Below are 23,156 nucleotides of genomic sequence, written 5' to 3' on the forward strand. Positions count from 1 at the left end.
AACGAAACCTATTTCGAGCACGCCTACCTGGCGCGCTACCTGGGTTTTCCGCTGGTCGAAGGCTCCGATCTGATGGTGCGCGACGGCTGTGTCTGGCTGAAGAACCTGTCGGGCCTGCGTCGCGTGCACGTGATCCTGCGACGGCTCGACGACGACTTCTGCGACCCGCTGGAACTGGATGGTGAATCAGCCATCGGCGTACCGGGTCTGGTCGAAGCGGCTCGTCAGGGCAATGTGCTGATCGCCAATTCGCTCGGCTCCAACCTGCTCGAATCGGGCGCCCTGCTCGGCTTTCTGCCGCGCCTTTGCCGGCGTCTGCTGGGCGAGGAACTGGCCATGCCTTCGCTGGCCACCTGGTGGTGCGGCGAAGAGGCAGCGCTCGAGGACGCGATCGAGAAGCTCGACAAGCTGGTGATCAAGCCGGCCTTTCCGCAGCTGCGCATCCAGTCGGTGTTCGGCCAGGATCTGGACCGGCGCGAACGGGCCGCGCTGATCGCGCGCATGCGCGCGCGGCCGCACCACTACGTTGCGCAGGAACTGGTGCAACTGTCGCAGGCACCGGTGTGGGACACCCAGCATCCGCGCCGGCTCGTCGCACGTGCCGTGGGCCTGCGCGTGTTTGCCTGTGCGTCGCCGGACGGCTACGTGGTGATGCCGGGCGGCCTGACCCGCGTCGCCTCGGAGCGCGACGCGCGGGTGATTGCGATGCAGCGCGGCGGTTCGAGCAAGGACACCTGGGTGCTGACGCACGGCACAGTGAATACCTTCAGCCTGCTGCGCCGGTCGGTCGGTCCATCGGAGCTGGTCCGTGCGGGCACCAAGCTGTCGAGCCGCGTGGTCGAAAACCTGTTCTGGTTCGGCCGCTACTGCGAACGCTGCGACAACACGGCGCGCCTGCTGCGCGCACTCATTGCACAGCACATCGAACACGGCGACATCGCAGACCATGCGCTGACCCGGCTGTGCCAGCAGAAGGGCATCCTGCCGAAGGACCTCGAAGACGCGTCGATCAGCGATCTCGAGGAGGCGCTGCGCGCCGCGGCACTGGATGCCAAGCAGCCCGGATCGCTGGCCTCGGGCCTGCATCAGTTGTCGAATGTCGCCTTCAGCCTGCGCGAGCGGCTGTCGATCGACAACTGGCGCATCATCAGCCGGCTGGCCGATGACCTGAACGACGTACCGACCGAACTGGGTGAAGTGCTCGAGCGGCTGGACCGCAGCGTACTGGCGATGATGAGCCTGTCCGGCTTTGCGCTCGACGGCATGACGCGCGACCAGGGCTGGCGCTTCCTGTCGGTCGGCCGGCGCATCGAACGGCTGCAGTTCATGAGCCGGGTGCTGCGCGAGGCGCTCGCCGAGGGCGGAGACACGCCCGACTGGCTGCTCGAACTGGCCGACAGCACGATCACCTATCGCTCGCGCTACATGACGCGGCCGCAGTGGCTGCCGGTGATCGACCTGCTGGTCGCCGACGAGAGCAATCCGCGCTCCATCGCCTATCAGGCACTTGGGCTGACTGACTATCTGGCACGCCTGGCCGCGCATTTCGGCACCATCGAATCGGCGGCGCTGTCGGATGCGACGGCCGACATGCTCGCGCTGCGCGCTGACACCGATTTCCGCGTTGGTTCGCCGCGCCTGCTCGCGGTGCTCAACGCCTTGGGCGAGGCCGCCTACACGCTTTCGGAACAGCTCGGGCGCCGCTTCTTCAGCCACGCCGCGACGCCTTGGCCGGGTAACAACAGCTGATCATGGCGCGTCTCCGCTACAACGTGCTGCACGAAACCCGTTACGCCTATGCGCGCCCGGTGTCGCTGTCGCGCCAGATGCTGCATCTCACGCCGCGCGAAACACCGCGCCAGATCACGCTGGAGCATGGCGTCGACATTGATCCCGTGCCAGCTGAGCGGCGCGCCCGGCAGGACTACTTCGGCAATCTGGTGGACAGTTTCACGGTCAGCGCCGCACACGACGAACTTGTCGTCGTGGCCGATTCAACCGTCGAGGTAATCGGTCGCGAAGTGGCCGACAGTCCGGCGTCGCCTTCCTGGGAACGTGTGCGGGACCGCCTGCATCAAGTCGGCCCGGCTCCACTGCTTGAACCTTGCCAGTTCCTTTATGCCAGCCCGCACATCGAACCTTTGCCCGTCCTCGGCCGCTATGCACGGCTCGACTTTCATCGGGGCCGGCCGCTGTTCGAGGCGGCCAGCGCGCTGATGCAACGGATTCACCGCGATTTCGAATTCGATCCGGAGGCAACGACAGTCAGCACACCGCTGGAGACGCTGTTGAAGGAAAAGCGCGGCGTGTGTCAGGACTTTGCGCATTTCATGATCGGCTGCCTGCGTGCCCTCGGTCTGCCGGCGCGCTATGTCAGCGGCTATCTGCTGACGCGGCCGCCACCCGGCAAGCCCCGGCTTATCGGTGCCGACGCGTCGCACGCCTGGGTGTCCGTGTTCTGTCCGGGCACCGGCTGGATCGACTTCGACCCGACCAACTGCGTGCAGCCCGACGATCAGCACATCACTGTCGGCTGGGGTCGTGACTTCAGTGACGTCACACCGATGCGCGGCGTCATCCTCGGCGGCGGCGAGCACACCATCGAGGTGTGTGTCACCGTCACACCCGAGACGCCAGCCGATCGGACGACCAGTGCGCGGACGCTTGAACCGGAATGAATTCCCATCCATAATGCTGGTTTTTCCTCCGCGGGCACCGTCTGCAGTTGCCGAACATGGCGCAGCCGACCCGGGGTTCGATGTCCAGCAGTTGCGGCCGACTGGCGGCACTGCATCAGTGAAAGTACAGGCATGAAACAAGCTATCCACCCGAACTACGTCGCCGTTGCCGTCACCTGCTCATGCGGTAATTCCTTCGAAACGCGTTCGACGCTCGGCAAGCCCCTGCACGTTGAAGTGTGCTCGCTGTGCCACCCGTTCTACACCGGCAAGCAGAAGATCATCGACACCGCAGGTCGCGTCGAGCGCTTCCGTCAGAAATACGCCAACGTGCCGCGCAGCTGATCGGGCCGCACGTACGCTGAAAGGCAGCCAATGGCTGCCTTTTTTCATTTCCGGGTGCGCTTTCCGATGCGTCCTCCCGACCCACGCGCCGGATGGAGTCAAACGCCCGCACATCGCTTGGTGGCAAGCACTGCAGGCCCGACTGCCCCTAAAATCCGCCCGCCACCCTGACTGATCGTTCCGATGACGCTCCCGCCGTTGCTGCGCCAGACCCCACGAAACTTCCTGATCGGTGATCCGCCGCAAACTGCCTTCGTCATGGCTGTCGTGCTGGTCTACCTGTTCACCGGACTATTCGGCCGCGACCCGTGGAAGGGCGACGACGCTTTGCACATCGGCATCGCGCTGGCCTTCGCACGCGAGGGCGACTGGCTGCTGCCCCGTCTGGCCGGACAGGTCTGGCTGGACAGCCCGCCGCTGTTCCACTGGGTGGCGGCCCTCACCGGGCAGATCGGCAGCTGGCTTGGCTCAAGCTTCGCAGACAGCGCGCGCGTGGCCAGCGCCCTCTTCGCTGCGCTGTGGGTATGGGGCAGCGCCGGAGCCGCGCGCGAGCTCTACGGACCACCCGCGGCGCGAATCGCGCCGCTTCTGGCGCTCGCCAACATCGGTGTCGTGGTGCATCTGCACGATGCGCAACCGGCCACCACCATGCTGGCAGCGCTCGGTATCGGCATGTGGGCGCTGGCGCTGGTGGCGCGCAAACCATGGCATGGCGGTGCCGCACTGGTGCTCGCCCTTGCCATCGCCGGACTGGGTACCGGGCTGTGGCTGGCTGCCATCCTGCTGATCGCCGCGGCGGCGATGCCGCTGCTGCCGGTGTGGCGCAGCGTCGCCGGCACTCCGTCACGCATGGTGGCGCTGCCGCTGGCAATGGCGATCGGTACGCTGCTCGCAGCCAGCTGGGTATTGCTGCTCGACCCAGCGCATGCAACCCGCGTCTGGCAGCATGATCTCGACCGCCTGATTCCCGACGGCGCACGGATCGCTGCCGATGCAGCGGAGTGGATCAAGGTGCTTGCGTGGTTTGCCTGGCCGGCACTGCCGCTGGCGGGCTGGGCGCTGTGGACGCGAAGGCATCAGTGGCGGTCGCCGGTGTTTTCGCTGCCGCTGCTTCTGTTCGTGCTGCTGTTCGTGCAGGTCAGCGGCGACGGCATCGTGCGCAATCAGCGCGCACTGCCACTGCTGGCACCGCTGGTCGTACTGGGCAGCGCGGGCCTGCCGACCCTGCGCCGCGGTGCGGCGAACGCGCTCGACTGGTTCGGCGTGATGACCTTCTCCCTGCTCGGCTTCGTCATCTGGCTGGGTTGGGTCGCCATGCTGACCGGCTGGCCGGAGCGCTTCGCGCGTACCTTCTCGAAGCTTGAACCGGGTTTCGTCATGGCGCTGTCGTGGGGGCCGTTCATCCTCGCGACCATGGTGTCGCTGACCTGGCTGTGGATGCTGTGGCGCTCCCCCAGAACGCCGACGCGCGGAGCCGTCACCTGGGGATGCGGTGTATTGCTGATATGGTTCCTGCTCAGCAGCCTGTGGTTGCCCTGGATCGACTACGGTCGCAGCTATCGCGACGTCGCCGGTCAGATCGCAAGGGCGCTGCCAGCAGACGACGGTTGCATCGCGTTCAGCGGACTGCAGGACAGTCACCGGGCTGCGTTCTATTATTTCGTCGGTCTGAAGCTGGTCAATGTGATGAGCAAAGCCGGCCGACAATGTGACACCCTGCTTGCGTACCATGGGCGGGGCGGGCAACGCCCCGTGCTCGACGCGAGCTGGTCGATCGTGTGGGAAGGTCGGCGGCCGGGCGACCGGCACGAACGATTCATGCTGTACAGGCGAAGCTGAACCGACGCATCTACCGATAGAAGAAAGCGGAAGACATGAACCTGCTGATGCAGACGTCCGCATGGCCGGCCCTGAGGTCCAAGGCGATCCAGTTGTCGCGCGTGCACCTGCGGAATTTCTTCGAGCAGGACAGCGAGCGCTTCGCGCGCTATTCACTCGCGCACGACGGCTGGCTGATGGACTACTCGAAGCAGCGCGTCGACGACGAAACCTTGTCGCTGCTGATGGAACTGGTGCATGCGCTTGACCTTCCGCGCGGCATCCGCGCACTGGCCGCCGGAGACCAGGTGAATTTCACCGAGCGCCGCGCCGCGCTGCACATGGCACTGCGCGCACGCGATGGCGCTCACGCCGAACTGGTGCGCGACTGCCTCGGTGCTCTCGAACACTGGGTGGGCCTGGTCCGCCGACGCGAGTTGCTGGGCGCAACCGGTCAGACCATTACTCACATCATCAATCTGGGCATCGGCGGTTCGGACCTGGGTCCGCGGCTTGCGATGGAAGCGCTCGAACCGCAGTGCGACGGCCCGGTGGTCAAGCTGGTTGCCAACCTTGATCCGGTGGCGCTCGACCTGGCCTTGCGCGACTGCAAGCCGGCGCACACCGCGTTTGTGCTGTCGTCGAAGAGCTTCACCACGCAGGAAACGCTGGCCAACGCAAAGGTTGCGATGAAATGGCTGGCCGACGGGCTGGGCAGCGCGGGGGTCGGCCAGCATCTGTTTGCCGTGACCAACCGTCCCGCGGCGGCGCAGGAGCTCGGGGTCCCGGCCGAACGCTGCCTGTTTCTGCCGGAGTGGGTAGGCGGCCGCTACTCGGTCTGGTCATCGATCGCGCTGCCGCTGGCCTGCGCGATCGGGATGCCGGCCTTTCGCGACATGCTTGATGGCGCGCGCTCGATGGACGAGCATTTCACCCAGGCACCGATGAGCAGCAACCTGCCGGTCATGATGGGGCTGATCGATTTCTGGAACGCCAGCGGCATGGGGCTGGAAACGCTGGCCGTGCTGCCCTACAGCCATTTGCTGCGCAGCCTGCCGGCCTATCTCCAGCAGCTGGAGATGGAAAGCAACGGCAAGCGCTGCACGTCGACCGGTGATTTGAGCCGGGCGCCAAGCTCACCTGTCGTCTGGGGCGGCTCGGGTATCGTCGGTCAGCACGCCTATCACCAGCAGTTCTATCAGGGTACGCGCATGATGCCGATGCATTTCATCGTGCCGCGTCATGCACCCGACGAGCGCACGCGCCTGGTGCAGCTGAACGCGCTCGCGCAAAGTGCAGCGTTGATGCGCGGCAAGACGCGCGACGAGGCCCTGGATGAGCTCCGGCGCAGCGGGCTGTCGGAACAGGAAGCGACCCGGCTGTCACCGCATGTCGCCTGCCCGGGCAACCAGCCCAGCACGACGCTGCTGATGCCGCAGCTGAACCCGCGCACGCTGGGTCAGCTGCTTGCGATGTATGAACACAAGGTGTTTGTGCAGGGCTGGCTGCTGGGCATCAACAGCTTCGATCAGTATGGCGTTGAATACGGCAAGCAGATGGCGCGCGCACTCGCCAGCGGAAACCTGCCGGCCGATGCCGATGCATCCACCCGCGGTCTGCATGCTGCGCTGGGCAAACCGGGCTGACAGCTCCGACCGGCAACGTCGCCGGGCTTGGCCGAATGTCTACGGCGCCAGCCTGACGCGCGACCACGCCGCATCCGGTTGGCTGCGCCGGTACAGCAGTCGGTCGTGCAGGCGATCCGACCTGCCCTGCCAGAACTCGATTGCATCGGGCTGCAGGCGATAGCCGCCCCAGTTCTCCGGCCGCGGGGGTGCCGTACCGAATTTCGCTTCGAACTGCCGGACGCGCTCGGCCAGCGACTCGCGACTGGATATTTCGCGGCTCTGCGGCGACGCCCACGCGCCGAGACGGTTGCCGAGCGGGCGCAGCGAAAAATAGGCGTCCGACTCTTCCGCGCTGACCCGACTCACCCGCCCCTCGATGCGGATCTGCCGTTCCAGCACCGCCCAGAACAGCAGCAGGCTGGCGTGCGGATTGCCGGCAAGTTCGTCGCCCTTGCGACTATCGTAGTTCGTGAAGAAGACGAATCCGTCATCGCCATAGCCGCGCAGCAGCACGATGCGGGCACTGGGGCGCCCATCGGCGCCGACGGTGGCCAGCGTCATCGCATTCGGATCACGCTCGACCACACGGCCGGCGTCCTCGAACCAGTTGCGGAACTGCACGATCGGATCGTCCGGTGCGCTCGTCTCATCGAGGCTGCCAAGGGTGTAGTCGATTCGGTGCTGGGTCGGATCCATCAAAGTCTCCTTCATTCGGGTGCAGGAATGCGTTCGAGGCCGGCGACTTTTGCGCCGGCGGTGAGCTTGCGTGACGCAAACCAGCCCGCATTGGTTTCCAGTGCGTAGCGCGCCGGCCGGGTGGCACAGTGCGCCGTTTCATCGTGCGGCTTCATGTCGGCAATGTTGATGACCACGCCCTGCGCGTCGATGAACGCGACGCTGAGCGGAATCAGCGTGTTGCGCATCCACATGCAGTGCGTCTGCACCTGCGGAAAAACGAACAGCATGCCCGCATCGGCCGGCATTTCGGTGCGGTGCATCAGGCCGGTCATGCGCGTCGATTGCGTACGCGCGACTTCAACCTTGACGCGATACATGCCGACCGCCAGATCTACCGATGGCGGCGCGGCCTGGGCGCCCGTGCACAGAGCAATCCACAACAGGCAGTACAGTCTTCGGGTCATGGCAGGCGGTAGAGTGACGGGGATAGTGACGGAAATGAAGCTGCACGTATTGATCGACATCAGTCTGCGCTTGATCGAACGGGGCTGTGCACGGGGGCGGACGCGCATCAGTCGGGCTCGGCCTCCTGCCATTGACCCGGTTGCAGGCCGCCAAGTTGCCACGTACCGATGGCGATGCGGATCAGTCGCAGCGTCGGATGGCCGATCGCGGCCGTCATCCGGCGAACCTGACGGTTGCGTCCTTCGCTGATGTCGAGTTCGAGCCAGCAGGTGGGCACCGCGATGCGGTGGCGCACCGGCGGGTCGCGCGGCCACAGGTCGGCCGGTTCGTCGATGCGGCGCGCTGCGCACGGGCGTGTCGGACCGTCCTTCAGCGTCACGCCCGTGCGCAGGCGATCCAGCGCCGCCTCGTCCGGCACCCGTTCGACCTGCACCCGGTAGCGCTTGACCATCTTGTGCTTCGGATCGGTGATGCGATGCTGCAGTGCGCCGTCGTCGGTCAGCAGCAGCAGGCCTTCGCTGTCGGTATCCAGGCGCCCGGCCGGATAGACTCCGGGTACGGCGACCCAGTCGGCCAGTGTCGGGTGCAAGCCGTCGGCGGAGAACTGGCAGATCACGCCGAACGGCTTGTTCAGCAGCAGCAGACGGCTCACGCAGGCACGCCGGACGGCGCATCCGCATGTCCGAAGCGGCGCGAAAAACGCAGCTGCTCCGGGTAAGGAAAGAAGTCCTGTATGTGACCATCGCGGATGCGCTGCTGCGTTTCCTGCCAGAACTTCACGTCCAGCAGGTCGCGGTGATACTTCAGGAAAGCAGCCCGCACCTTGGGTGTGGACAGCAGGAAAGTGGCGAACTCTTCCGGAAAGATGTCGTTGCGCGCCACCGAATACCAGACCTCGCCCGACATTTCATGCTCGAAGCTGGGCGCCGGCGGAATGCGGCGGAAGTTGCAGTCGGTCAGGAATTCGATTTCGTCGTAGTCGTAGAACACGACCCTGCCGTAGCGCGTTACGCCGAAATTCTTCCACAGCAGGTCGCCCGGGAAAATATTGGCGATTGCAAGTTCGCGGATCGCGTTGCCGTATTCGTACACCGCGTGATCGATCTGTTCTTCGCTGGCCGTTTCGAGGTAGATGTTCAGCGGAATCATGCGCCGCTCGATGTAGCAGTGGCGGATGACCAGCGTGTCACCGTCGCGTTCGATCATCGACGGCGCCAGTTCTTCGAGCTGCTCCAGCAACTCGCGTGTGAAGCGGTGCGCCGGCAGCGCGATGTCGGAAAACTCGATCGTGTCAGCCATGCGGCCGACGCGGTCGACCTGCTTCACCATCAGGAACTTGCGCTTCACCGTTGGCCGGTCGGTGTCCTTCGAACTGCCGAACTTGTCCTTGATGATCTTGAACACATAGGGGTAGGAGGGCAGCATGAAAACCAGCATGACCAGTCCGCGGATGCCGGGCGCTTCGATGAAATTGTCGTTCGAGTGGCGCAGGTGATTGATCAGGTCGCGGAAGAACATGGTCTTGCCCTGTTTGCCCAGCCCCAGCATCGTGTAGATCTCCGAGCGCGGCTTCTTCGGCATCAGTGCGCGCAGGAAATGAACGTTGGCGGACGGCACCTGCATGTCGGCCATGAAGTAGGCGCGCGACAGCGAGAACATGACACTGACCCGCCAGGGTTCGAGCAGGATGGCGTCGAGAAACAGCCCGCCTTTGCGGTCATGCAGCACCGACACCATGAACGGATACTCCTGGTGGCCGTTGATCGCCTTGCCGATCACATAGGCCGCCTTGTTGCGGTAGAAGGCCGAACTGAGCACCTGCAGCTGGAAGTTGGCTTCCCGTTGCGGCCACTCGCCGCCCAGATGCGACTGCACGGCGCGCATCACGTAATCGACGTCGCGGTCAAGGTCGGTGTAGGGCCGCGTCCAGCCGAAGTCGCTGAAGATGGTTTTCATCGCCACCCGCAGGCCTGACTGGTTCGGGTAGTAACTGCGCCAGGTCGGCGGCGAGCTTTCGATCAGTTCGGTCGAAATGGCCGGCCGGACGAAGATGAAGTCGTTGTGGAAATACTGCCGGTGCAGGATCTTGGTCGTGACCGAATTGAAGAAGGTTTCCGCCAGCTCCGGCTGCTGGTGATTCACGAGCAGGCCGATGTACAGCAGCTTGGCCTGCTGCCAGGTGTTGTCGTCCAGCGAATCCGCGTGAAACTCGTTGTGCAGTCGATCGACGCACTCGCGCACACGGTCGTCGTAATACTGGATGCGCTCGCGAATGCAGCGGTGTTGTCCCTGCCAGTCCGCCTGCTCGAAACGCTCCTTGGCATTGCCGCTGACCATGCGGAAAAGGCGATAGTGCTTGTCGAAGCCGTCGATCAGCGCCTGCGCAATGGCCTGGGCGACCCGGTTCTGGCCTGCCGGAAGATTCATGTGCTGTCCGCCCTGTCTGTGAAGATCGCGATTCTATTGCCGGAGATTGTCTGACGGGCACCCGTGCCGCGCAATCGCGCTTGGCGAGTGCACCAGATGTCGCATCAAATCGCGATTGGGGGATAATCGCGCTGGCCTGCTGGTGGCAACCCCGCAGCAGGGACTATAACCAGACAACACACCAAGGAGCTGGATGGCATGAGTACAACTCACATCAAGATTCCCGCCGAGGGGACAAAGATCGTCGCGGGTAAACCTGTCCCGGATAACCCCATCATCCCGTTCATCGAAGGCGACGGCATCGGCGTGGACATCACGCCGGTCATGAAGGATGTCGTCGATGCAGCGGTGGCCAAGGCCTACGGCGGCAAGCGCAAGATCACCTGGATGGAGGTGTATGCAGGCGAGAAGGCCACCCGTATGTACGGCCCCGACGTATGGCTACCCGAAGACACGCTGGCAGCGCTGAAGGAATACGTGGTGTCGATCAAGGGCCCGATGACGACGCCGGTCGGTGGCGGCATCCGCTCTCTGAACGTTGCCCTGCGTCAGGAGCTTGACCTCTACGTCTGCCTGCGGCCGGTCTGCTACTTCCAGGGCGTCCCGAGCCCGGTCAAGCATCCGGAACAGATCAATATGGTGATCTTCCGCGAGAACACGGAAGACATCTACGCCGGCATCGAGTGGGCGGCCGAGTCGGATGGCGCGCGGAAGGTGATCAAATTCCTGCGCGACGAAATGGGCGTCAAGAAGATCCGCTTCCCGGAAACTTCGGCCATCGGCATCAAGCCGGTGTCGCGCGAAGGCTCGGAACGCCTGATCCGCAAGGCGCTGCAGTACGCGGTGGACAACGATCGCAAGTCGGTCACCTTCGTGCACAAGGGCAACATCATGAAGTACACGGAAGGCGGCTTCCGCGACTTCGGCTACGGACTGGCGCAGAACGAGTTCGGTGCCGAGCCGATCGATGGCGGCCCATGGTGCAAGTTCAAGAATCCGAAGACCGGACGCGACATCATCGTCAAGGATGCGATCGCCGACGCTTTCCTGCAACAGATCCTGCTGCGCCCGGCCGATTACGACGTGATCGCCACGCTGAACCTGAACGGCGACTACATCTCCGACGCGCTGGCTGCACAGGTGGGCGGCATCGGCATTGCACCGGGCGCCAACATTTCGGATCAGTATGCCGTGTTCGAAGCCACGCATGGCACAGCACCGAAATACGCCGGGCTGGACAAGGTGAATCCGGGTTCGCTGATCCTGTCGGCAGAAATGATGCTGCGCCACATGGGCTGGCTCGAAGCGGCTGACCTGATCATCGCGTCCATGGAGCGCGCCATCGGCGACCGGCAGGTGACCTACGACTTTGCCCGTCTGATGGACGGCGCGAATGAGGTGTCGTGCTCGGAATTCGGTCGCGCAATGATCGCGCGCATGTAGTAAGGCACGTGTCGTTCGCCGAAAGCGAAGTCTCGGACGCACGACGATACAAAACAAAAAACCCGGTCCTGGACCGGGTTTTTTGTTTTGTATCGCGTGTATCGCGATCAAGCCGCCTGGATGTTGGCTGCCTGTTTGCCTTTCGGGCCTTGCGTCACTTCGAAACTCACTTTCTGACCTTCCTTGAGAGTCTTGAAACCGCCCATCTGGATCGCGGAAAAATGCGCGAACAAATCCTCGCTGCCGTCGTCCGGTGTGATGAAGCCATAACCTTTGGAGTCGTTGAACCACTTCACAGTGCCGATTGCCATTTATGTCCTCCTCTCAGCGGCACGAATGACCTGAAATCCCCGTTGTTTGCGCACTTCAAGTTCTGATGCTCTGACTCCGGGAACTGCCCACCCTGCGGGAACTCCTCAACGGACTGAGAATCCGATCACGCAAGAGCTGAACCAAGTACAAATCGGCTTTTAGCCCAGATGTTCTGAGCGGTCAAGACGTTTTCATTGTGCAGTACGGCACTCCACCATGGCCACTATCCGGACCCGGTCCGCAACGAAGGCATCGCTCACATTGCCTCTGGAATGAGCGCCAGCCGGGCGGATCGGGCGCATCTGGACACCCCGGAAAAGACGCCTTGAAGCCGTAGAATTACCGTGTTGCAGAGCGGTTGATTGTGATTAGAATGAGGCTATGGTTACACGCAAGCAGGAAGAAACACTTCTTGAGCTTGAAAAGAACAGGGCGGAGCCCCCACCTCTCTTCAAGGTCATGGTGTTGAATGACGATTACACCCCAATGGACTTCGTGGTTGGAGTGCTCCAGAGGTTTTTTGCCATGAGCAGGGAACAGGCTACCCGCGTGATGCTCAAGGTACATACGGAGGGCGCCGGAGTTTGCGGCATTTACCCCAGGGACGTAGCAGCGTCCAAGGTCGAACAGGTGTGTACCTTTGCCCGCCAGCATCAACATCCGCTGGCGTGTGTCATGGAGGAAAATTGAAATGATCGCGCAGGAGTTGGAAGTCAGCCTTCACATGGCATTCGTCGAAGCACGGCAGAAGCGCCATGAATTCATCACGGTCGAGCACCTGCTGCTCGCGCTGCTCGACAATCCTTCGGCCGCAGAGGTACTGCGCGCGTGCGCCGTCAATATCGACGACCTGCGCAAGGAGCTGTCGGCATTCATCAACGAGCACACGCCCGTGGTCGATGGCAGCGAAGAAATCGACACGCAGCCGACGCTCGGATTCCAGCGCGTGATCCAGCGCGCCATCCTGCATGTCCAGTCGTCGGGCAAGAAGGAAGTCACTGGCGCGAACGTGCTGGTCGCGATCTTCGGCGAAAAGGATTCGCACGCGGTGTATTTCCTGCAGCGTCAGGGCGTCACGCGACTCGATATCGTCAATTTCATATCGCATGGCATCACCAAGTCGGCACAGCCGGCAGCTGCGAGCAAGCCCGAAGCCGAACAATCCGAGCAGGAGCCGGAAGGCAGCCAGGCCGGCGGTGCGCTCGACAGTTTCACGCAGAATCTGAATGCGCAGGCGCTGATGGGCAAGATCGACCCGTTGATCGGCCGCGACGACGAACTGGAACGCGTCATCCAGACGCTGTGCCGCCGGCGCAAGAACAACCCGTTGCTGGTGGGCGAGGCTGGAGTTGGCAAGACCGCCATCGCCGAAGGCCTCGCGCGCCGCATCATCGAAGGCCGTGTTCCCGATATTCTTGCCGACGCGACGATCTACGCGCTGGACATGGGTGCTCTGCTCGCTGGTACGAAGTATCGCGGGGACTTCGAGCAGCGTCTGAAGTCGGTGCTGAAGCAACTGCTCGACAATACGAACGCGATCCTTTTCATCGATGAAATCCACACGCTGATCGGCGCTGGCGCTGCGTCCGGCGGCACACTCGATGCGTCCAACCTGTTGAAGCCGGCGCTGTCTTCGGGCCAGCTGAAGTGCATCGGTGCGACGACCTACACCGAGTACCGTGGCGTGTTCGAAAAGGATCACGCCCTGTCGCGCAGGTTCCAGAAGATCGACGTCAATGAGCCAAGCGTTCAGGAAACCGTGTCGATCCTGAAGGGTCTGAAATCACGCTTCGAACAGCATCACGGCGTCAAGTATTCGGCGACGGCACTGTCGTCGGCAGCAGAACTGTCGGCCCGCTACATCAACGACCGCCACCTGCCGGACAAGGCGATTGACGTGATCGACGAAGCGGGTGCCGCCCAGCGCGTATTGCCCAAGTCGAAGCAGAAGAAGGTCATCGGCAAGACCGAGATCGAAGAGATCGTCGCAAAGATCGCGCGTGTTCCGTCGCAGCATGTGTCCAACGACGATCGCTCCGCGCTGCGTAACCTCGACCGCGATCTGCGGAACGTGGTGTTTGGTCAGGAGAAGGCCATCGATGCTCTGGCGACCGCGATCAAGATGTCGAGATCCGGTCTGGGCAACCCGCAGAAGCCAATTGGCAGTTTCCTGTTCAGCGGCCCGACCGGCGTCGGTAAAACGGAAGTCGCCCGGCAGCTCGCCTATTGCATGGGCATCGAACTGGTTCGTTTCGACATGTCCGAGTACATGGAGCGCCACGCTGTCAGCCGGCTGATCGGTGCACCGCCGGGCTATGTCGGTTTCGACCAGGGCGGCCTGCTGACCGAGGCAGTCACGAAAAAGCCGCATTGCGTGCTGTTGCTTGACGAGATCGAGAAGGCACACCCGGACATCTACAACATCCTGCTCCAGGTGATGGATCACGGTACGCTGACCGACAACAACGGTCGTCAAGCCGACTTCCGCAACGTGGTCATCATCATGACGACCAACGCCGGTCAGGAAACATTGCAGAAGTCGGTAATCGGCTTTACCGACGACCGCAAGCCCGGCGACGAAATGGTCGACATCAAGCGCCTGTTCACGCCGGAGTTCCGCAACCGTCTTGACGCCATCATTTCATTCAAGCCGCTCGACCGCGAAATCATCCTTCGCGTGGTCGACAAGTTCCTGATGCAGCTGGAAGGGCAGCTGCAGGAAAAGAAGGTCGAGGTCATTTTCTCGGAAACGCTGCGTGGCTGGCTTGCCGAGTCGGGTTTCGATCCGCTGATGGGTGCGCGCCCGATGGCGCGTCTTATTCAGGACACGATCCGCTCGGCACTGGCCGACGAGTTGTTGTTTGGCCGCCTGACCAATGGCGGCAGGGTGACCATCGACATCGATGCGGACAGGAAGGTAAAGCTTGTGTTTGATGAAGAGGAAGCTGTCGCACCGGCCTGATGCCGGCAGAAGCAGCAGAGGCGGCCCACGGGCCGCCTCTTTTTTTGCCTCGGTTTTCTTGCCCGACTTCAACCGTGTTTCCAATGGGAAAGGACACAGCATGACGATTCAAACAGCAGATCTGTGCGATCAATTCGAAGCCGAACTGCGGGTCTGCGCGCCCATGTTCCGCAGCTTCGGCGGGCACGGCGCCTTCGGTGGTCCGATCAGCACCTTGAAACTGTATGAGGATAATGGGCTGGTGCGCAAGGCACTCGAGACTGCTGGCAATGGCAAGGTGCTGGTGGTCGACGGTGGCGGATCGATGCGCCGGGCGTTGGTCGGTGACCAGATTGCTGCGATGGCAGTGAAAAACGGCTGGGCAGGTATCGTCGTTTATGGCTGTATCCGCGACTCGGCCGCCATTTCGCAGATGAGTATCGGAGTGATGGCGCTCGGTACCCATCCGTTGAAAACCGTGAAACGCAATGAAGGCCAGACCGACACCACTGTCAGCTTCGGCGGCATCGACTTCGTTCCCGGACATTATCTGTATGCGGATGGAGACGGGGTCATCGTGAGCGCGCGCGCCCTGATCTGACGAATACTCCGTATCGCAGCGCACCAAAATCCGTGCGGTTTCCGGATTTATTTCACACCCCCTGCCGCGTAAAAGCATCAAGCATATGTTTTTAAACATAAATATATTTCTTATATCTTATAGAAGACATCTTGTTGCTTTGCCCAAGGGTCTTTATACTTCGCCTGTCACGATCGTCGCCTGACACTGCTGTCAGCTGGCTTCCGGGCGCCCGGCCTGCATGTCACCACCCATGACGTCATGCCAACGCGGATTTCGTGGTTCGGCCCGCATCAGCACTCGATGGCCGAAAGAATGTCCGGACTACGCAACCGGACAGGGGCGTCAAGCCGCTTCAGATTCAGATGCAGGCCGCTCAGTGCGCATGCGCTGAGCGACCGTTTTTTGTTTTTTCTCCGAGGATGAGCAATGAGCACGAAAGATCAGGAAATCGCCAAGATTCAGAAGGACTGGGACGAGAACCCCCGCTGGAAGGGCATCAAGCGCGGCTACACGGCCGCCGACGTCTATCGCCTGCGCGGTTCGTTCCCGGTCGAGTACTCGCTGGCCCGCCGCGGCGCTGAAAAGCTGTGGGATCTGGTCAATAACGAGCCGTTCGTCAACTGCCTCGGCGCACTGACCGGCGGTCAGGCCATGCAGCAGGTGAAGGCCGGCGTGAAGGCGATCTACCTGTCGGGCTGGCAAGTTGCCGCGGACAACAATTCGTACGAAGCGATGTACCCCGACCAATCGCTGTACCCGGTTGATTCGGTGCCGACGGTCGTGAGCCGGATCAACAACAGCTTCAAGCGCGCTGACGAAATCCAGCACGCCAAGGGCATCTACGAAGGCGACAAGGGCTACATCGACTACTTCGCCCCGATCGTGGCAGACGCGGAAGCCGGTTTCGGCGGCGTGCTCAATGCACACGAGCTGATGAAGGCAATGATCCGTGCCGGCGCAGGCGGCGTCCATTTCGAAGATCAGCTGGCATCAGTGAAGAAGTGCGGTCACATGGGTGGCAAGGTCCTCGTGCCGACGCAGGAAGCCGTGCAGAAGCTGATCGCTGCCCGTCTGGCGGCCGACGTCTATGGCGTGCCGACCCTGATTCTGGCCCGCACCGACGCGGAAGCCGCTGATCTGCTGACCAGCGACTGCGACGCCAACGACAAGCCCTTCGTCACCGGCGAGCGCACGGCCGAAGGCTTCTACAAGACCAACAAGGGTCTTGACCAGGCGATCTCGCGCGGCCTGGCCTACGCACCGTATGCCGACCTGATCTGGTGCGAAACCGGTACGCCGGACCTGGCATTTGCCAAGGCTTTCGCTGATGCGATCCACGCCAAGTTCCCGGGCAAGCTGCTGGCCTACAACTGCTCGCCGTCGTTCAACTGGAAGAAGAATCTGGACGATGCGACCATCGCCAAGTTCCAGCGCGAACTCGGCGCCATGGGCTACAAGTACCAGTTCATCACGCTCGCCGGCATCCACAACATGTGGTACCACATGTTCGATCTGGCGCAGGACTACGTCGCCCGCGGCATGTCGGCCTACGTCGAGAAGGTGCAGGAGCCGGAATTCGCTGCCCGCGACCGCGGTTACACCTTCGTGTCGCACCAGCAGGAAGTCGGCACCGGTTACTTCGACGACGTGACCACCACGATCCAGGGTGGTGCTTCGTCGGTGACCGCGCTGACCGGTTCGACCGAAGAAGAACAGTTCCACTGAGTCAGTCCCCCGCGCAAGCGGAAAGAAAAAGCCGCCGGATGCAAATCCGGCGGCTTTTTTCCATGCGAACGTTGAAGGTTACCCGCGCCTACTCATCGTCACCCGACTGAGGCAATTCCGGCATTTGAGTACCGCCGGATTCCCAGTAAGCCAGATCTCCGTAAGTCAGCTTCAGCAGATCCACGAAAAGCCGGACGCGCAGCGGCAGGTGGCGGCGCTGTGGAAACAGCGCGAAGATGCCCATTGGCGGCGCGGCGAAGTCGTGCAGCACTTCCATCAGCGCGCCCGAGGCCAAGTCCTCGCGCACCTCCCAGTAAGAACGCCAGGCCAGTCCGAGCCCGCTGACGGCCCAGTCGCGCAACACGGCCCCGTCATTACATTCGACCAGATGCGTAATGCGCAACGTCAATGCCTCCCCATGTGCCATGAAGTTCCAGCCGCGCGACTGCGCGCGGTTCGGCCCGAGTCCAAGGCAGCGGTGCTGCAGCAGGTCGTAAGGATGACCCGGCTTGCCGAACCGCTGCAGGTATTCCGGGCTCGCCACGACGACGCGACGCGTCTCGCCCAATTTGATACTGATCATGCTGGAATCCGGAAGGCTTCCGATCCGGACCGCGCAATCCACGTTCTCATTCACCAGATCGACCATGCGATCGGTCAGATCCAGTGAAATCTTGACCTCCGGATTGAGACCCATGAAGCGCTTCACCAGAGGCGCTACATGACGGCGGCCGAAGCCGGCAGGTGCGCTGACGCGCAGCAAACCTGTGGCACGCGCCCCACCGGCACCGACAGCGGCATCGGCGCTGGCCATCTCGTTAAGGATGCGCTGGCAGTCCTCGAGGTAGGCCGTGCCTTCGTGAGTCAGCGTGAGCTTGCGGGTCGTGCGCAGCATCAATTTCACGCCCAGCCGCTCTTCCAGCGAGTCGATGCGCCTTCCGATCACGGCCGGCTGCACCCCTTCGAGCTTGGCTACTGCCGACAAGCTGCCCTGAGCAGCAACCGAAACGAAGGATTCAATCTCTTTGAAGCGGTCCATTTTGTACTTTTAGTAAAAGATAAATGTACTTAAGCGGAGCTTAACTATTACATAAGGAAAGTCTAGTATTTGTGCAGATGCAGCAATTCACGCCGGGCACAAGCCGGTCTGATGCATCGGACGTTAGACCTCGGTCCTCCCGTCTGCAGATGGCGCAACCCGACTTCTGCGGCACATCCTTCCGGCGACGGCACTACCGCCGATCGGCTGGATGTGAGGGACGGCCACCTCTGGTCCGGAGCACGTAGCACTTCCGCTCACGTCACACCGGCTCGCGAACTGCCATCGGAGCGCACGCTAATGACTATTGCCGAATCGACCCAGAAGCTCGACCGCACAACGGAACTGCCGGAAGGCGTGATCATCACCGCGCCGGTCAGTGCCGAGTACCGCACCATCCTGACGCACGACGCTCTTGCGCTGCTCGCCAAGCTCCACCGTCAGTTCGAGCCCCGTCGTCGTGAAGCGCTCGCAGCCCGCGTCAAGCGCGCGGCCGAACTCGACGCCGGCACGCCGATGGACTTCCTGCCCGACACGCTGCACATCCGCGAAGGCAACTGGAAGATCGCACCGCTGCCCCAGGCGCTCCAGCGCCGGCGCATTGAAATCACCGGGCCGACGGAGCGCAAGATGGTGATCAACGCGCTGAATGCCGGCGCCGACAGCTACATGAGCGATTTCGAAGATTCGAATTCGCCGTCGTGGGACAACCAGATCACCGGACAGATCAACCTGCGTGACGCCATCCGCCGCACGATCAGCGTCGAAAAGGACGGCAGGACCTACGCGCTGAACGACGAAGTGGCTGTGCTCCAGGTGCGTCCGCGCGGCTGGCACCTCGACGAGAAGCATGTGCTGATCGATGGTCAGCGCGTATCCGGCGGCCTGTTCGATTTCGCGCTCTACTTCTTCCACAACGCGAAGGAACTGATCGCCCGTGGCGCCGGCCCGTTTTTCTACCTGCCGAAGCTGCAGAGCCATCGCGAAGCCCGGCTGTGGAATGACGTGTTCGTCGCAGCACAGGACGCGCTCGGCATCCCGCGTTGCACGATCAAGGCCACGGTGCTGATCGAAACGCTGCACGCCGCGTTTGAAATGGACGAAATCCTGTACGAACTGCGCGATCACAGTGCGGGCCTGAATGCCGGACGCTGGGATTACATCTTTTCGTGCATCAAGGCGATGCGCAACAACCGCGACTTCTGCCTGGCTGACCGCAGCAAGATCCTGATGACCGTGCCGTTCATGCGCGCCTATGCACTGTCGCTGATCAAGACCTGCCACAAGCGCGGCGCTCCGGCGATCGGCGGCATGAGTGCGCTGATCCCGAACAAGAAGGATCCGGATGCGAACGAAAAGGCGCTTGCCGGCATCCGGGCCGACAAGCATCGCGACGTGACCGACGGCTATGACGGCGGCTGGGTGGCACACCCGGGTCTGGTCGCTCCGGCTCTGGCGGAATTTGTCGCAGTGCTGGGCGACCGGCCGAATCAGTTCGACAAGCAATTGCCGGATGTGAATTACGGCGCGGCCGACCTGCTCGACTTCCGTCCCGAAGGCCCGATCACGGAAACCGGCCTGCGCACCAACATCAACGTCGGCATCCATTATCTGGGTGCCTGGATGGACGGCAATGGATGCGTACCCATCCACGGCCTGATGGAAGATGCCGCGACGGCCGAAATCAGCCGGGCTCAGGTGTGGTCCTGGATCCGCAGCCCCAAGGGAATCCTGGATGATGGCCGCAAGGTCACGGCGGACATGGTGCGAGCGCTGATACCGCAGGAACTGGACAAGATCAAGGCGCTGCTTGGCGCCGGCTACAAGGACACCTACATGCGCGCCGCCAACCTGTTTGGCGACATGTGTGTGGCCACCGAACTGGCCGACTTTCTGACGCTGCCGGCTTACGAACGCATGGAGTAAGCCATACCCACCGCAGCATCACTGACGGCACCCCACAAGGGTGCCGTTTTTCTTTTTGCCCCCTCCCGCCGGGATCGGAAACAAAAAAGGCCCGGAAACCGGGCCTTTGCCATTTTTGCGGTGCGTCTATGCGCCCTTACTCCATCGGGAAAACCTTGCCCGGGGCAATCTTGCCGTCGGAACGACCCTTGAGGTAGGCGTAAAGGCCGTCGGCCTTCTCACCCTTCAGGAACGGGTGCGGGGGCATGCCGCGATCGGCGTGCGAACCTTCAACCACGATCTGGAGAAACTCCTCCTTCGGGACCTTCTTCAGGCTCTCGATCAGCGACGGGCCGACCATGCCTTCCTGATTGGCACCGTGACAGCGCTCACACGCCGCGGCACGCCAGGTACGCCAGCCAGTCATCGTCTTGGCGTCAACCTTGTTGCCTTCGGCAACGGTATAGGGGGCGGCGTCCTGCGCCATGGCTGTAGCCGCCATTGCAGCGAGCACGATGCCTACCAGTTGTTTGCGAATCACGATCAACTCTCCTCGAATAATGTGTGATGGTGCAGTTGGGAAAACGAATGTTCGGGTCAAAAAGATTACATGACCTGCGATAAACAAGGGATAAGTATCTGCTTATGGCTTTAACCCATCTGACTCATAATACTATCGCGCGGCTCCCGTGAAAAAAAGGGATGGCACAAACTTTCAAATAATCAAAGGCTTCCGGTCGAACCAAAGCCGCTTTCACCGCGCAACGACGCGTCGAACGTCTCGACGCGGCGCAGCTGCACTTGTACGACCGGTACAACCACAAGCTGCGCGATGCGTTCCATCGGTTGAAGGACAAACGGCGTGTCACCCCGGTTCCACAGCGACACGAAAATCTGCCCCTGGTAGTCGGAATCGATCAGTCCGACCAGATTGCCGAGCACGATGCCATGCTTGTGACCCAGGCCGGAACGCGGCAGCACGATCGCCGCCAGGCCGGGATCGCCCAGATGAATGGCGATGCCGCTCGGCACCAGCAGTGTGTCACCCGGATGAACCGTGGTCGTCGCCTCGATGCAGGCGCGCAGGTCCAGGCCAGCCGAGCCGGCAGTCGCATACGCCGGCAGGGCATCGTTCAGGCGTGGATCAATGATCTTGTAGTCGAGCACGGACATTGCGGTTTCAGCCCTTCAGCAGTCGGGAAATGTGTTCGAGGATGGCGCGCGCCACAGCCGGCTTCGACGCGCGTTCCAGCGGGTGACGACCTTCGTCGTCATACAGGACAACCAGATTGTCTTCGCTGCCCAGACCGTCCGACACCAGATTGCCGACGACCAGCGGCAGCCTCTTGTTGCGCCGCTTGTGCTGCGCGTAGGTGTCGAGATCGTGGCTCTCAGCGGCGAAGCCGACGCAGAACGGTGCGTCGGCGCGCGCGGCCACTTCGGCGAGAATGTCGGGATTGCGCACCAATTCCAATGACAACGAATCAGCCGACTTCTTGATCTTGCGTCCACTCGGGCTGGCCGGGCGGTAATCGGCTACCGCAGCCACGGAAACAAACACATCTGTACCCGGCAGGTTGCTCAGCACTGCGTCCCGCATGTCGCGAGCACTCACCACGTCGATGCGCCGAACGCCGCGGAGCAGCCCGAGCGCCGTCGGGCCGCTGATCAACGTGACACGGGCCCCGGCCCGCAAAGCCGCCTGCGCCAGCGCATAACCCATGCGCCCTGAACTCAGGTTGGTGATGACACGCACCGGGTCGATCGCCTCGGACGTCGGACCCGCAGTGATCAGGACCTGCCTGCCGGCAAGTGACTTCGGCGTGAAATGCGAAAGCACGGCTTCCAGCAGATCCGCCGGTTCGACCATGCGCCCGGCACCGACTTCGCCACAGGCCTGCTCGCCTTCGGCCGGGCCTTCCATATATGCACCGTCGCTCACCAGCGTTGCAACATTGCGGCGGGTAGCCGGGTGTTCCCACATCTGACGGTTCATTGCGGGTGCAACCATCAGCACGCAGCCTTCATCACGGGCGAGACACAAGGTGCTCAGCAAATCGTCCGCCCTGCCCTGCGCCAGTCGTGCGATACAGTCGGCCGTTGCGGGCGCAATCAACATGAGCTGCGCGTCGCGCGTCAGATCGATGTGCGCCATGCCATTGGGCATGCGCGCGTCCCACAGGTCGGACCATACGGATTGCCCGGTGATGGCCTGGAAGGTAGCTGGCCCGACGAAATGCTTCGCGGACTCGGTCATCACGACACGCACCTCCGCGCCGGCTTTCACCAGCAGCCGCGCCAGCTCGGCCGACTTGTAGGCCGCCACACCACCGCTTACACCGAGCACCACGGTACGCCCGGACATTTCGGAGACTGGTTTCATGACAATATAGTATCCTGATCCGGTTGAACTCAAGGATTGTAACGCGATGGCGATCAAGGACTGGAGCGAGGACCAGCGCCCGCGCGAGCGCCTGCTGGCGCACGGCGCGGAATCACTGTCGCCGGCCGAATTGCTGGCCATCTTCCTGCGCGTCGGCGTGACCGGCAAGTCGGCAGTCGATCTGGCGCGCGACCTTCTCGATCACTTCGACAACAGCGTGTTGAAGCTGAGCACCGCACCACTTGAAGAGCTGTGCCGCGTCAAGGGCATGGGAACGGCGAAATCGGTGCAACTCAAGGCCACGCTCGAACTGGCGCGCCGCGCGCTGTCCGAACAGCTGAAGGCGCGCGACGCGCTCGGTTCGCCCGACGCCGTGCGAAACTGGCTGAAGTTGCGCCTCGGCGGACTCGGGCACGAAGTGTTCATGGTGCTGTTGCTCGATGCGCAGAACCGTCTGGTGCAGGCGGTCGAACTGTTCCGCGGCACCCTGACGCAAACCAGCGTGTATCCGCGCGAGGTCGTTAAACTCGCGCTCGCGCACAACGCAGCCGGTGTCATCCTTGCGCACAACCACCCGTCCGGCGTTGCCGAACCGTCGCGTGCCGACGACTTTCTGACGCAGTCGCTCAAACAGGCGCTGGCGCTCGTAGACGTGCGCGTACTGGACCATGTGATCGTCGGCAGCGGCGCCACCTGCTCGTTCGCCGAGCGGGGTTTGCTGTGAAATACTTGAGCAGGAATTGAACAGTCCGCTATAATCGCGAGCTTTTCCGCTTCTGGAGCCAG

21 protein-coding genes are annotated in these 23,156 nt (G+C 62.4%); 12 read left to right on the forward strand and 9 right to left on the reverse strand.

Features of this window, described 5'->3' with window-relative positions; translation table 11 throughout:
* The 5 genes from Q8R75_RS06720 to pgi form a co-directional block, all read left to right on the forward strand.
* Positions 1 to 1,749 (forward strand): circularly permuted type 2 ATP-grasp protein (locus Q8R75_RS06720; RefSeq protein ID WP_305663550.1); only part of this gene is annotated, 1,749 nt, incomplete at its 5' end.
* Positions 1,750 to 1,751: 2 nt separating this feature from the next.
* Positions 1,752 to 2,678 carry a transglutaminase family protein gene (locus tag Q8R75_RS06725; RefSeq protein WP_305615323.1) on the forward strand — a complete coding sequence of 309 codons (927 nt, stop codon included), beginning with the start codon at positions 1,752 to 1,754 and terminating at the stop codon, positions 2,676 to 2,678.
* A gap of 132 nt (positions 2,679 to 2,810) precedes the next feature.
* Positions 2,811 to 3,023 (forward strand): 50S ribosomal protein L31, encoded by a 213-nt coding sequence (gene rpmE, locus Q8R75_RS06730; RefSeq protein ID WP_305615325.1) that lies wholly within the window; start codon positions 2,811 to 2,813, stop codon positions 3,021 to 3,023.
* 183 nt (positions 3,024 to 3,206) lie between these two features.
* Complete coding sequence (locus Q8R75_RS06735; RefSeq protein WP_305615327.1) at positions 3,207 to 4,862, forward strand: glycosyltransferase family 39 protein; 1,656 nt, start codon at positions 3,207 to 3,209, stop codon at positions 4,860 to 4,862.
* 35 nt (positions 4,863 to 4,897) lie between these two features.
* Positions 4,898 to 6,487, forward strand: a complete 1,590-nt coding sequence (pgi, locus tag Q8R75_RS06740; RefSeq protein ID WP_305615329.1) for a glucose-6-phosphate isomerase — start codon at positions 4,898 to 4,900, stop codon at positions 6,485 to 6,487.
* Positions 6,488 to 6,526: 39 nt separating this feature from the next.
* Here the strand turns inward: pgi and pdxH are convergent, their stop codons facing one another.
* The 4 genes from pdxH to aceK all read right to left on the reverse strand — a co-directional run bounded on the left by pdxH (position 6,527) and on the right by aceK (position 10,039).
* Positions 6,527 to 7,165: a pyridoxamine 5'-phosphate oxidase gene (pdxH, locus tag Q8R75_RS06745; RefSeq protein ID WP_305615331.1), complete on the reverse strand. Its 639-nt coding sequence runs from the start codon at positions 7,163 to 7,165 to the stop codon at positions 6,527 to 6,529.
* Positions 7,166 to 7,176: 11 nt separating this feature from the next.
* Positions 7,177 to 7,611, reverse strand: coding sequence for a DUF192 domain-containing protein (locus tag Q8R75_RS06750; RefSeq protein WP_305615333.1), 435 nt, complete (start codon positions 7,609 to 7,611; stop codon positions 7,177 to 7,179).
* Between the two features lie 107 nt (positions 7,612 to 7,718).
* Entirely contained in the window at positions 7,719 to 8,264 is a 546-nt protein-coding gene (locus tag Q8R75_RS06755) for a pseudouridine synthase (RefSeq protein ID WP_305615335.1), read from the reverse strand.
* A complete protein-coding gene (gene aceK / locus Q8R75_RS06760) occupies positions 8,261 to 10,039 on the reverse strand; it encodes a bifunctional isocitrate dehydrogenase kinase/phosphatase (protein ID WP_305615337.1) in 1,779 nt (592 codons plus the stop codon). The genes Q8R75_RS06755 and aceK overlap by 4 nt, the downstream gene beginning before the upstream one ends.
* Before the next feature lie 198 nt (positions 10,040 to 10,237).
* On the opposite strand from aceK, the gene icd reads away from it, so the two are divergent.
* Positions 10,238 to 11,482 (forward strand): NADP-dependent isocitrate dehydrogenase, encoded by a 1,245-nt coding sequence (gene icd, locus Q8R75_RS06765; protein WP_305626795.1) that lies wholly within the window; start codon positions 10,238 to 10,240, stop codon positions 11,480 to 11,482.
* A gap of 107 nt (positions 11,483 to 11,589) precedes the next feature.
* Here the strand turns inward: icd and Q8R75_RS06770 are convergent, their stop codons facing one another.
* Positions 11,590 to 11,793 (reverse strand): cold-shock protein, encoded by a 204-nt coding sequence (locus Q8R75_RS06770; RefSeq protein ID WP_305611777.1) that lies wholly within the window; start codon positions 11,791 to 11,793, stop codon positions 11,590 to 11,592.
* A 382-nt stretch (positions 11,794 to 12,175) separates the two neighbouring features.
* Between Q8R75_RS06770 and clpS the strand changes: the two genes are divergently transcribed.
* From clpS to aceA, 4 genes are all read left to right on the forward strand, one after another.
* Entirely contained in the window at positions 12,176 to 12,484 is a 309-nt protein-coding gene (gene clpS, locus Q8R75_RS06775; RefSeq protein WP_069037761.1) for an ATP-dependent Clp protease adapter ClpS, read from the forward strand.
* Position 12,485: 1 nt separating this feature from the next.
* Positions 12,486 to 14,756: an ATP-dependent Clp protease ATP-binding subunit ClpA gene (clpA, locus tag Q8R75_RS06780; protein ID WP_305611778.1), complete on the forward strand. Its 2,271-nt coding sequence runs from the start codon at positions 12,486 to 12,488 to the stop codon at positions 14,754 to 14,756.
* A 100-nt stretch (positions 14,757 to 14,856) separates the two neighbouring features.
* On the forward strand, positions 14,857 to 15,336 hold the full coding sequence (rraA, locus tag Q8R75_RS06785; RefSeq protein ID WP_305611779.1) for a ribonuclease E activity regulator RraA: 480 nt from the start codon (positions 14,857 to 14,859) through the stop codon (positions 15,334 to 15,336).
* 408 nt (positions 15,337 to 15,744) lie between these two features.
* Entirely contained in the window at positions 15,745 to 17,043 is a 1,299-nt protein-coding gene (gene aceA / locus Q8R75_RS06790; RefSeq protein ID WP_305663551.1) for an isocitrate lyase, read from the forward strand.
* Positions 17,044 to 17,131: 88 nt separating this feature from the next.
* On the opposite strand, the gene Q8R75_RS06795 is transcribed toward aceA, so the two are convergent.
* Positions 17,132 to 18,082: a LysR family transcriptional regulator gene (locus tag Q8R75_RS06795; protein WP_305626749.1), complete on the reverse strand. Its 951-nt coding sequence runs from the start codon at positions 18,080 to 18,082 to the stop codon at positions 17,132 to 17,134.
* Between the two features lie 300 nt (positions 18,083 to 18,382).
* Between Q8R75_RS06795 and aceB the strand changes: the two genes are divergently transcribed.
* Positions 18,383 to 20,008 (forward strand): malate synthase A, encoded by a 1,626-nt coding sequence (gene aceB / locus Q8R75_RS06800; protein WP_305613190.1) that lies wholly within the window; start codon positions 18,383 to 18,385, stop codon positions 20,006 to 20,008.
* Between the two features lie 136 nt (positions 20,009 to 20,144).
* Here aceB and Q8R75_RS06805 read toward each other — a convergent pair whose 3' ends face one another.
* From Q8R75_RS06805 to coaBC, 3 genes are all read right to left on the reverse strand, one after another.
* Entirely contained in the window at positions 20,145 to 20,528 is a 384-nt protein-coding gene (locus Q8R75_RS06805; protein WP_305613191.1) for a cytochrome c, read from the reverse strand.
* Positions 20,529 to 20,710: 182 nt separating this feature from the next.
* Positions 20,711 to 21,160, reverse strand: coding sequence for a dUTP diphosphatase (gene dut / locus Q8R75_RS06810; protein WP_305613192.1), 450 nt, complete (start codon positions 21,158 to 21,160; stop codon positions 20,711 to 20,713).
* Positions 21,161 to 21,167: 7 nt separating this feature from the next.
* Complete coding sequence (gene coaBC / locus Q8R75_RS06815) at positions 21,168 to 22,370, reverse strand: bifunctional phosphopantothenoylcysteine decarboxylase/phosphopantothenate--cysteine ligase CoaBC (protein ID WP_305613193.1); 1,203 nt, start codon at positions 22,368 to 22,370, stop codon at positions 21,168 to 21,170.
* Between the two features lie 46 nt (positions 22,371 to 22,416).
* Here coaBC and radC point away from each other — a divergent pair, with 46 nt between their 5' ends.
* Complete coding sequence (gene radC / locus Q8R75_RS06820) at positions 22,417 to 23,094, forward strand: DNA repair protein RadC (protein ID WP_305613194.1); 678 nt, start codon at positions 22,417 to 22,419, stop codon at positions 23,092 to 23,094.
* Positions 23,095 to 23,156 lie beyond the last annotated feature (62 nt).

Source organism: Methyloversatilis sp. (assembly GCF_030696805.1).
Taxonomy (GTDB): domain Bacteria; phylum Pseudomonadota; class Gammaproteobacteria; order Burkholderiales; family Rhodocyclaceae; genus Methyloversatilis.

Bases quoted from the DNA above. Each gene is read 5' to 3' on its own strand.
- Q8R75_RS06725 (WP_305615323.1), top strand. From the start codon at position 1,752: ATGGCGCGTCTCCGCTACAACGTGCTGCACGAAACCCGTTACGCCTAT.
- rpmE (WP_305615325.1), top strand. From the start codon at position 2,811: ATGAAACAAGCTATCCACCCGAACTACGTCGCCGTTGCCGTCACCTGC.
- Q8R75_RS06735 (WP_305615327.1), top strand. From the start codon at position 3,207: ATGACGCTCCCGCCGTTGCTGCGCCAGACCCCACGAAACTTCCTGATC.
- pgi (WP_305615329.1), top strand. From the start codon at position 4,898: ATGAACCTGCTGATGCAGACGTCCGCATGGCCGGCCCTGAGGTCCAAG.
- pdxH (WP_305615331.1), bottom strand. From the start codon at position 7,165: ATGGATCCGACCCAGCACCGAATCGACTACACCCTTGGCAGCCTCGAT.
- Q8R75_RS06750 (WP_305615333.1), bottom strand. From the start codon at position 7,611: ATGACCCGAAGACTGTACTGCCTGTTGTGGATTGCTCTGTGCACGGGC.
- aceK (WP_305615337.1), bottom strand. From the start codon at position 10,039: ATGAATCTTCCGGCAGGCCAGAACCGGGTCGCCCAGGCCATTGCGCAG.
- icd (WP_305626795.1), top strand. From the start codon at position 10,238: ATGAGTACAACTCACATCAAGATTCCCGCCGAGGGGACAAAGATCGTC.
- Q8R75_RS06770 (WP_305611777.1), bottom strand. From the start codon at position 11,793: ATGGCAATCGGCACTGTGAAGTGGTTCAACGACTCCAAAGGTTATGGC.
- clpS (WP_069037761.1), top strand. From the start codon at position 12,176: ATGGTTACACGCAAGCAGGAAGAAACACTTCTTGAGCTTGAAAAGAAC.
- clpA (WP_305611778.1), top strand. From the start codon at position 12,486: ATGATCGCGCAGGAGTTGGAAGTCAGCCTTCACATGGCATTCGTCGAA.
- rraA (WP_305611779.1), top strand. From the start codon at position 14,857: ATGACGATTCAAACAGCAGATCTGTGCGATCAATTCGAAGCCGAACTG.
- aceA (WP_305663551.1), top strand. From the start codon at position 15,745: ATGAGCACGAAAGATCAGGAAATCGCCAAGATTCAGAAGGACTGGGAC.
- Q8R75_RS06795 (WP_305626749.1), bottom strand. From the start codon at position 18,082: ATGGACCGCTTCAAAGAGATTGAATCCTTCGTTTCGGTTGCTGCTCAG.
- aceB (WP_305613190.1), top strand. From the start codon at position 18,383: ATGACTATTGCCGAATCGACCCAGAAGCTCGACCGCACAACGGAACTG.
- dut (WP_305613192.1), bottom strand. From the start codon at position 21,160: ATGTCCGTGCTCGACTACAAGATCATTGATCCACGCCTGAACGATGCC.
- coaBC (WP_305613193.1), bottom strand. From the start codon at position 22,370: ATGAAACCAGTCTCCGAAATGTCCGGGCGTACCGTGGTGCTCGGTGTA.
- radC (WP_305613194.1), top strand. From the start codon at position 22,417: ATGGCGATCAAGGACTGGAGCGAGGACCAGCGCCCGCGCGAGCGCCTG.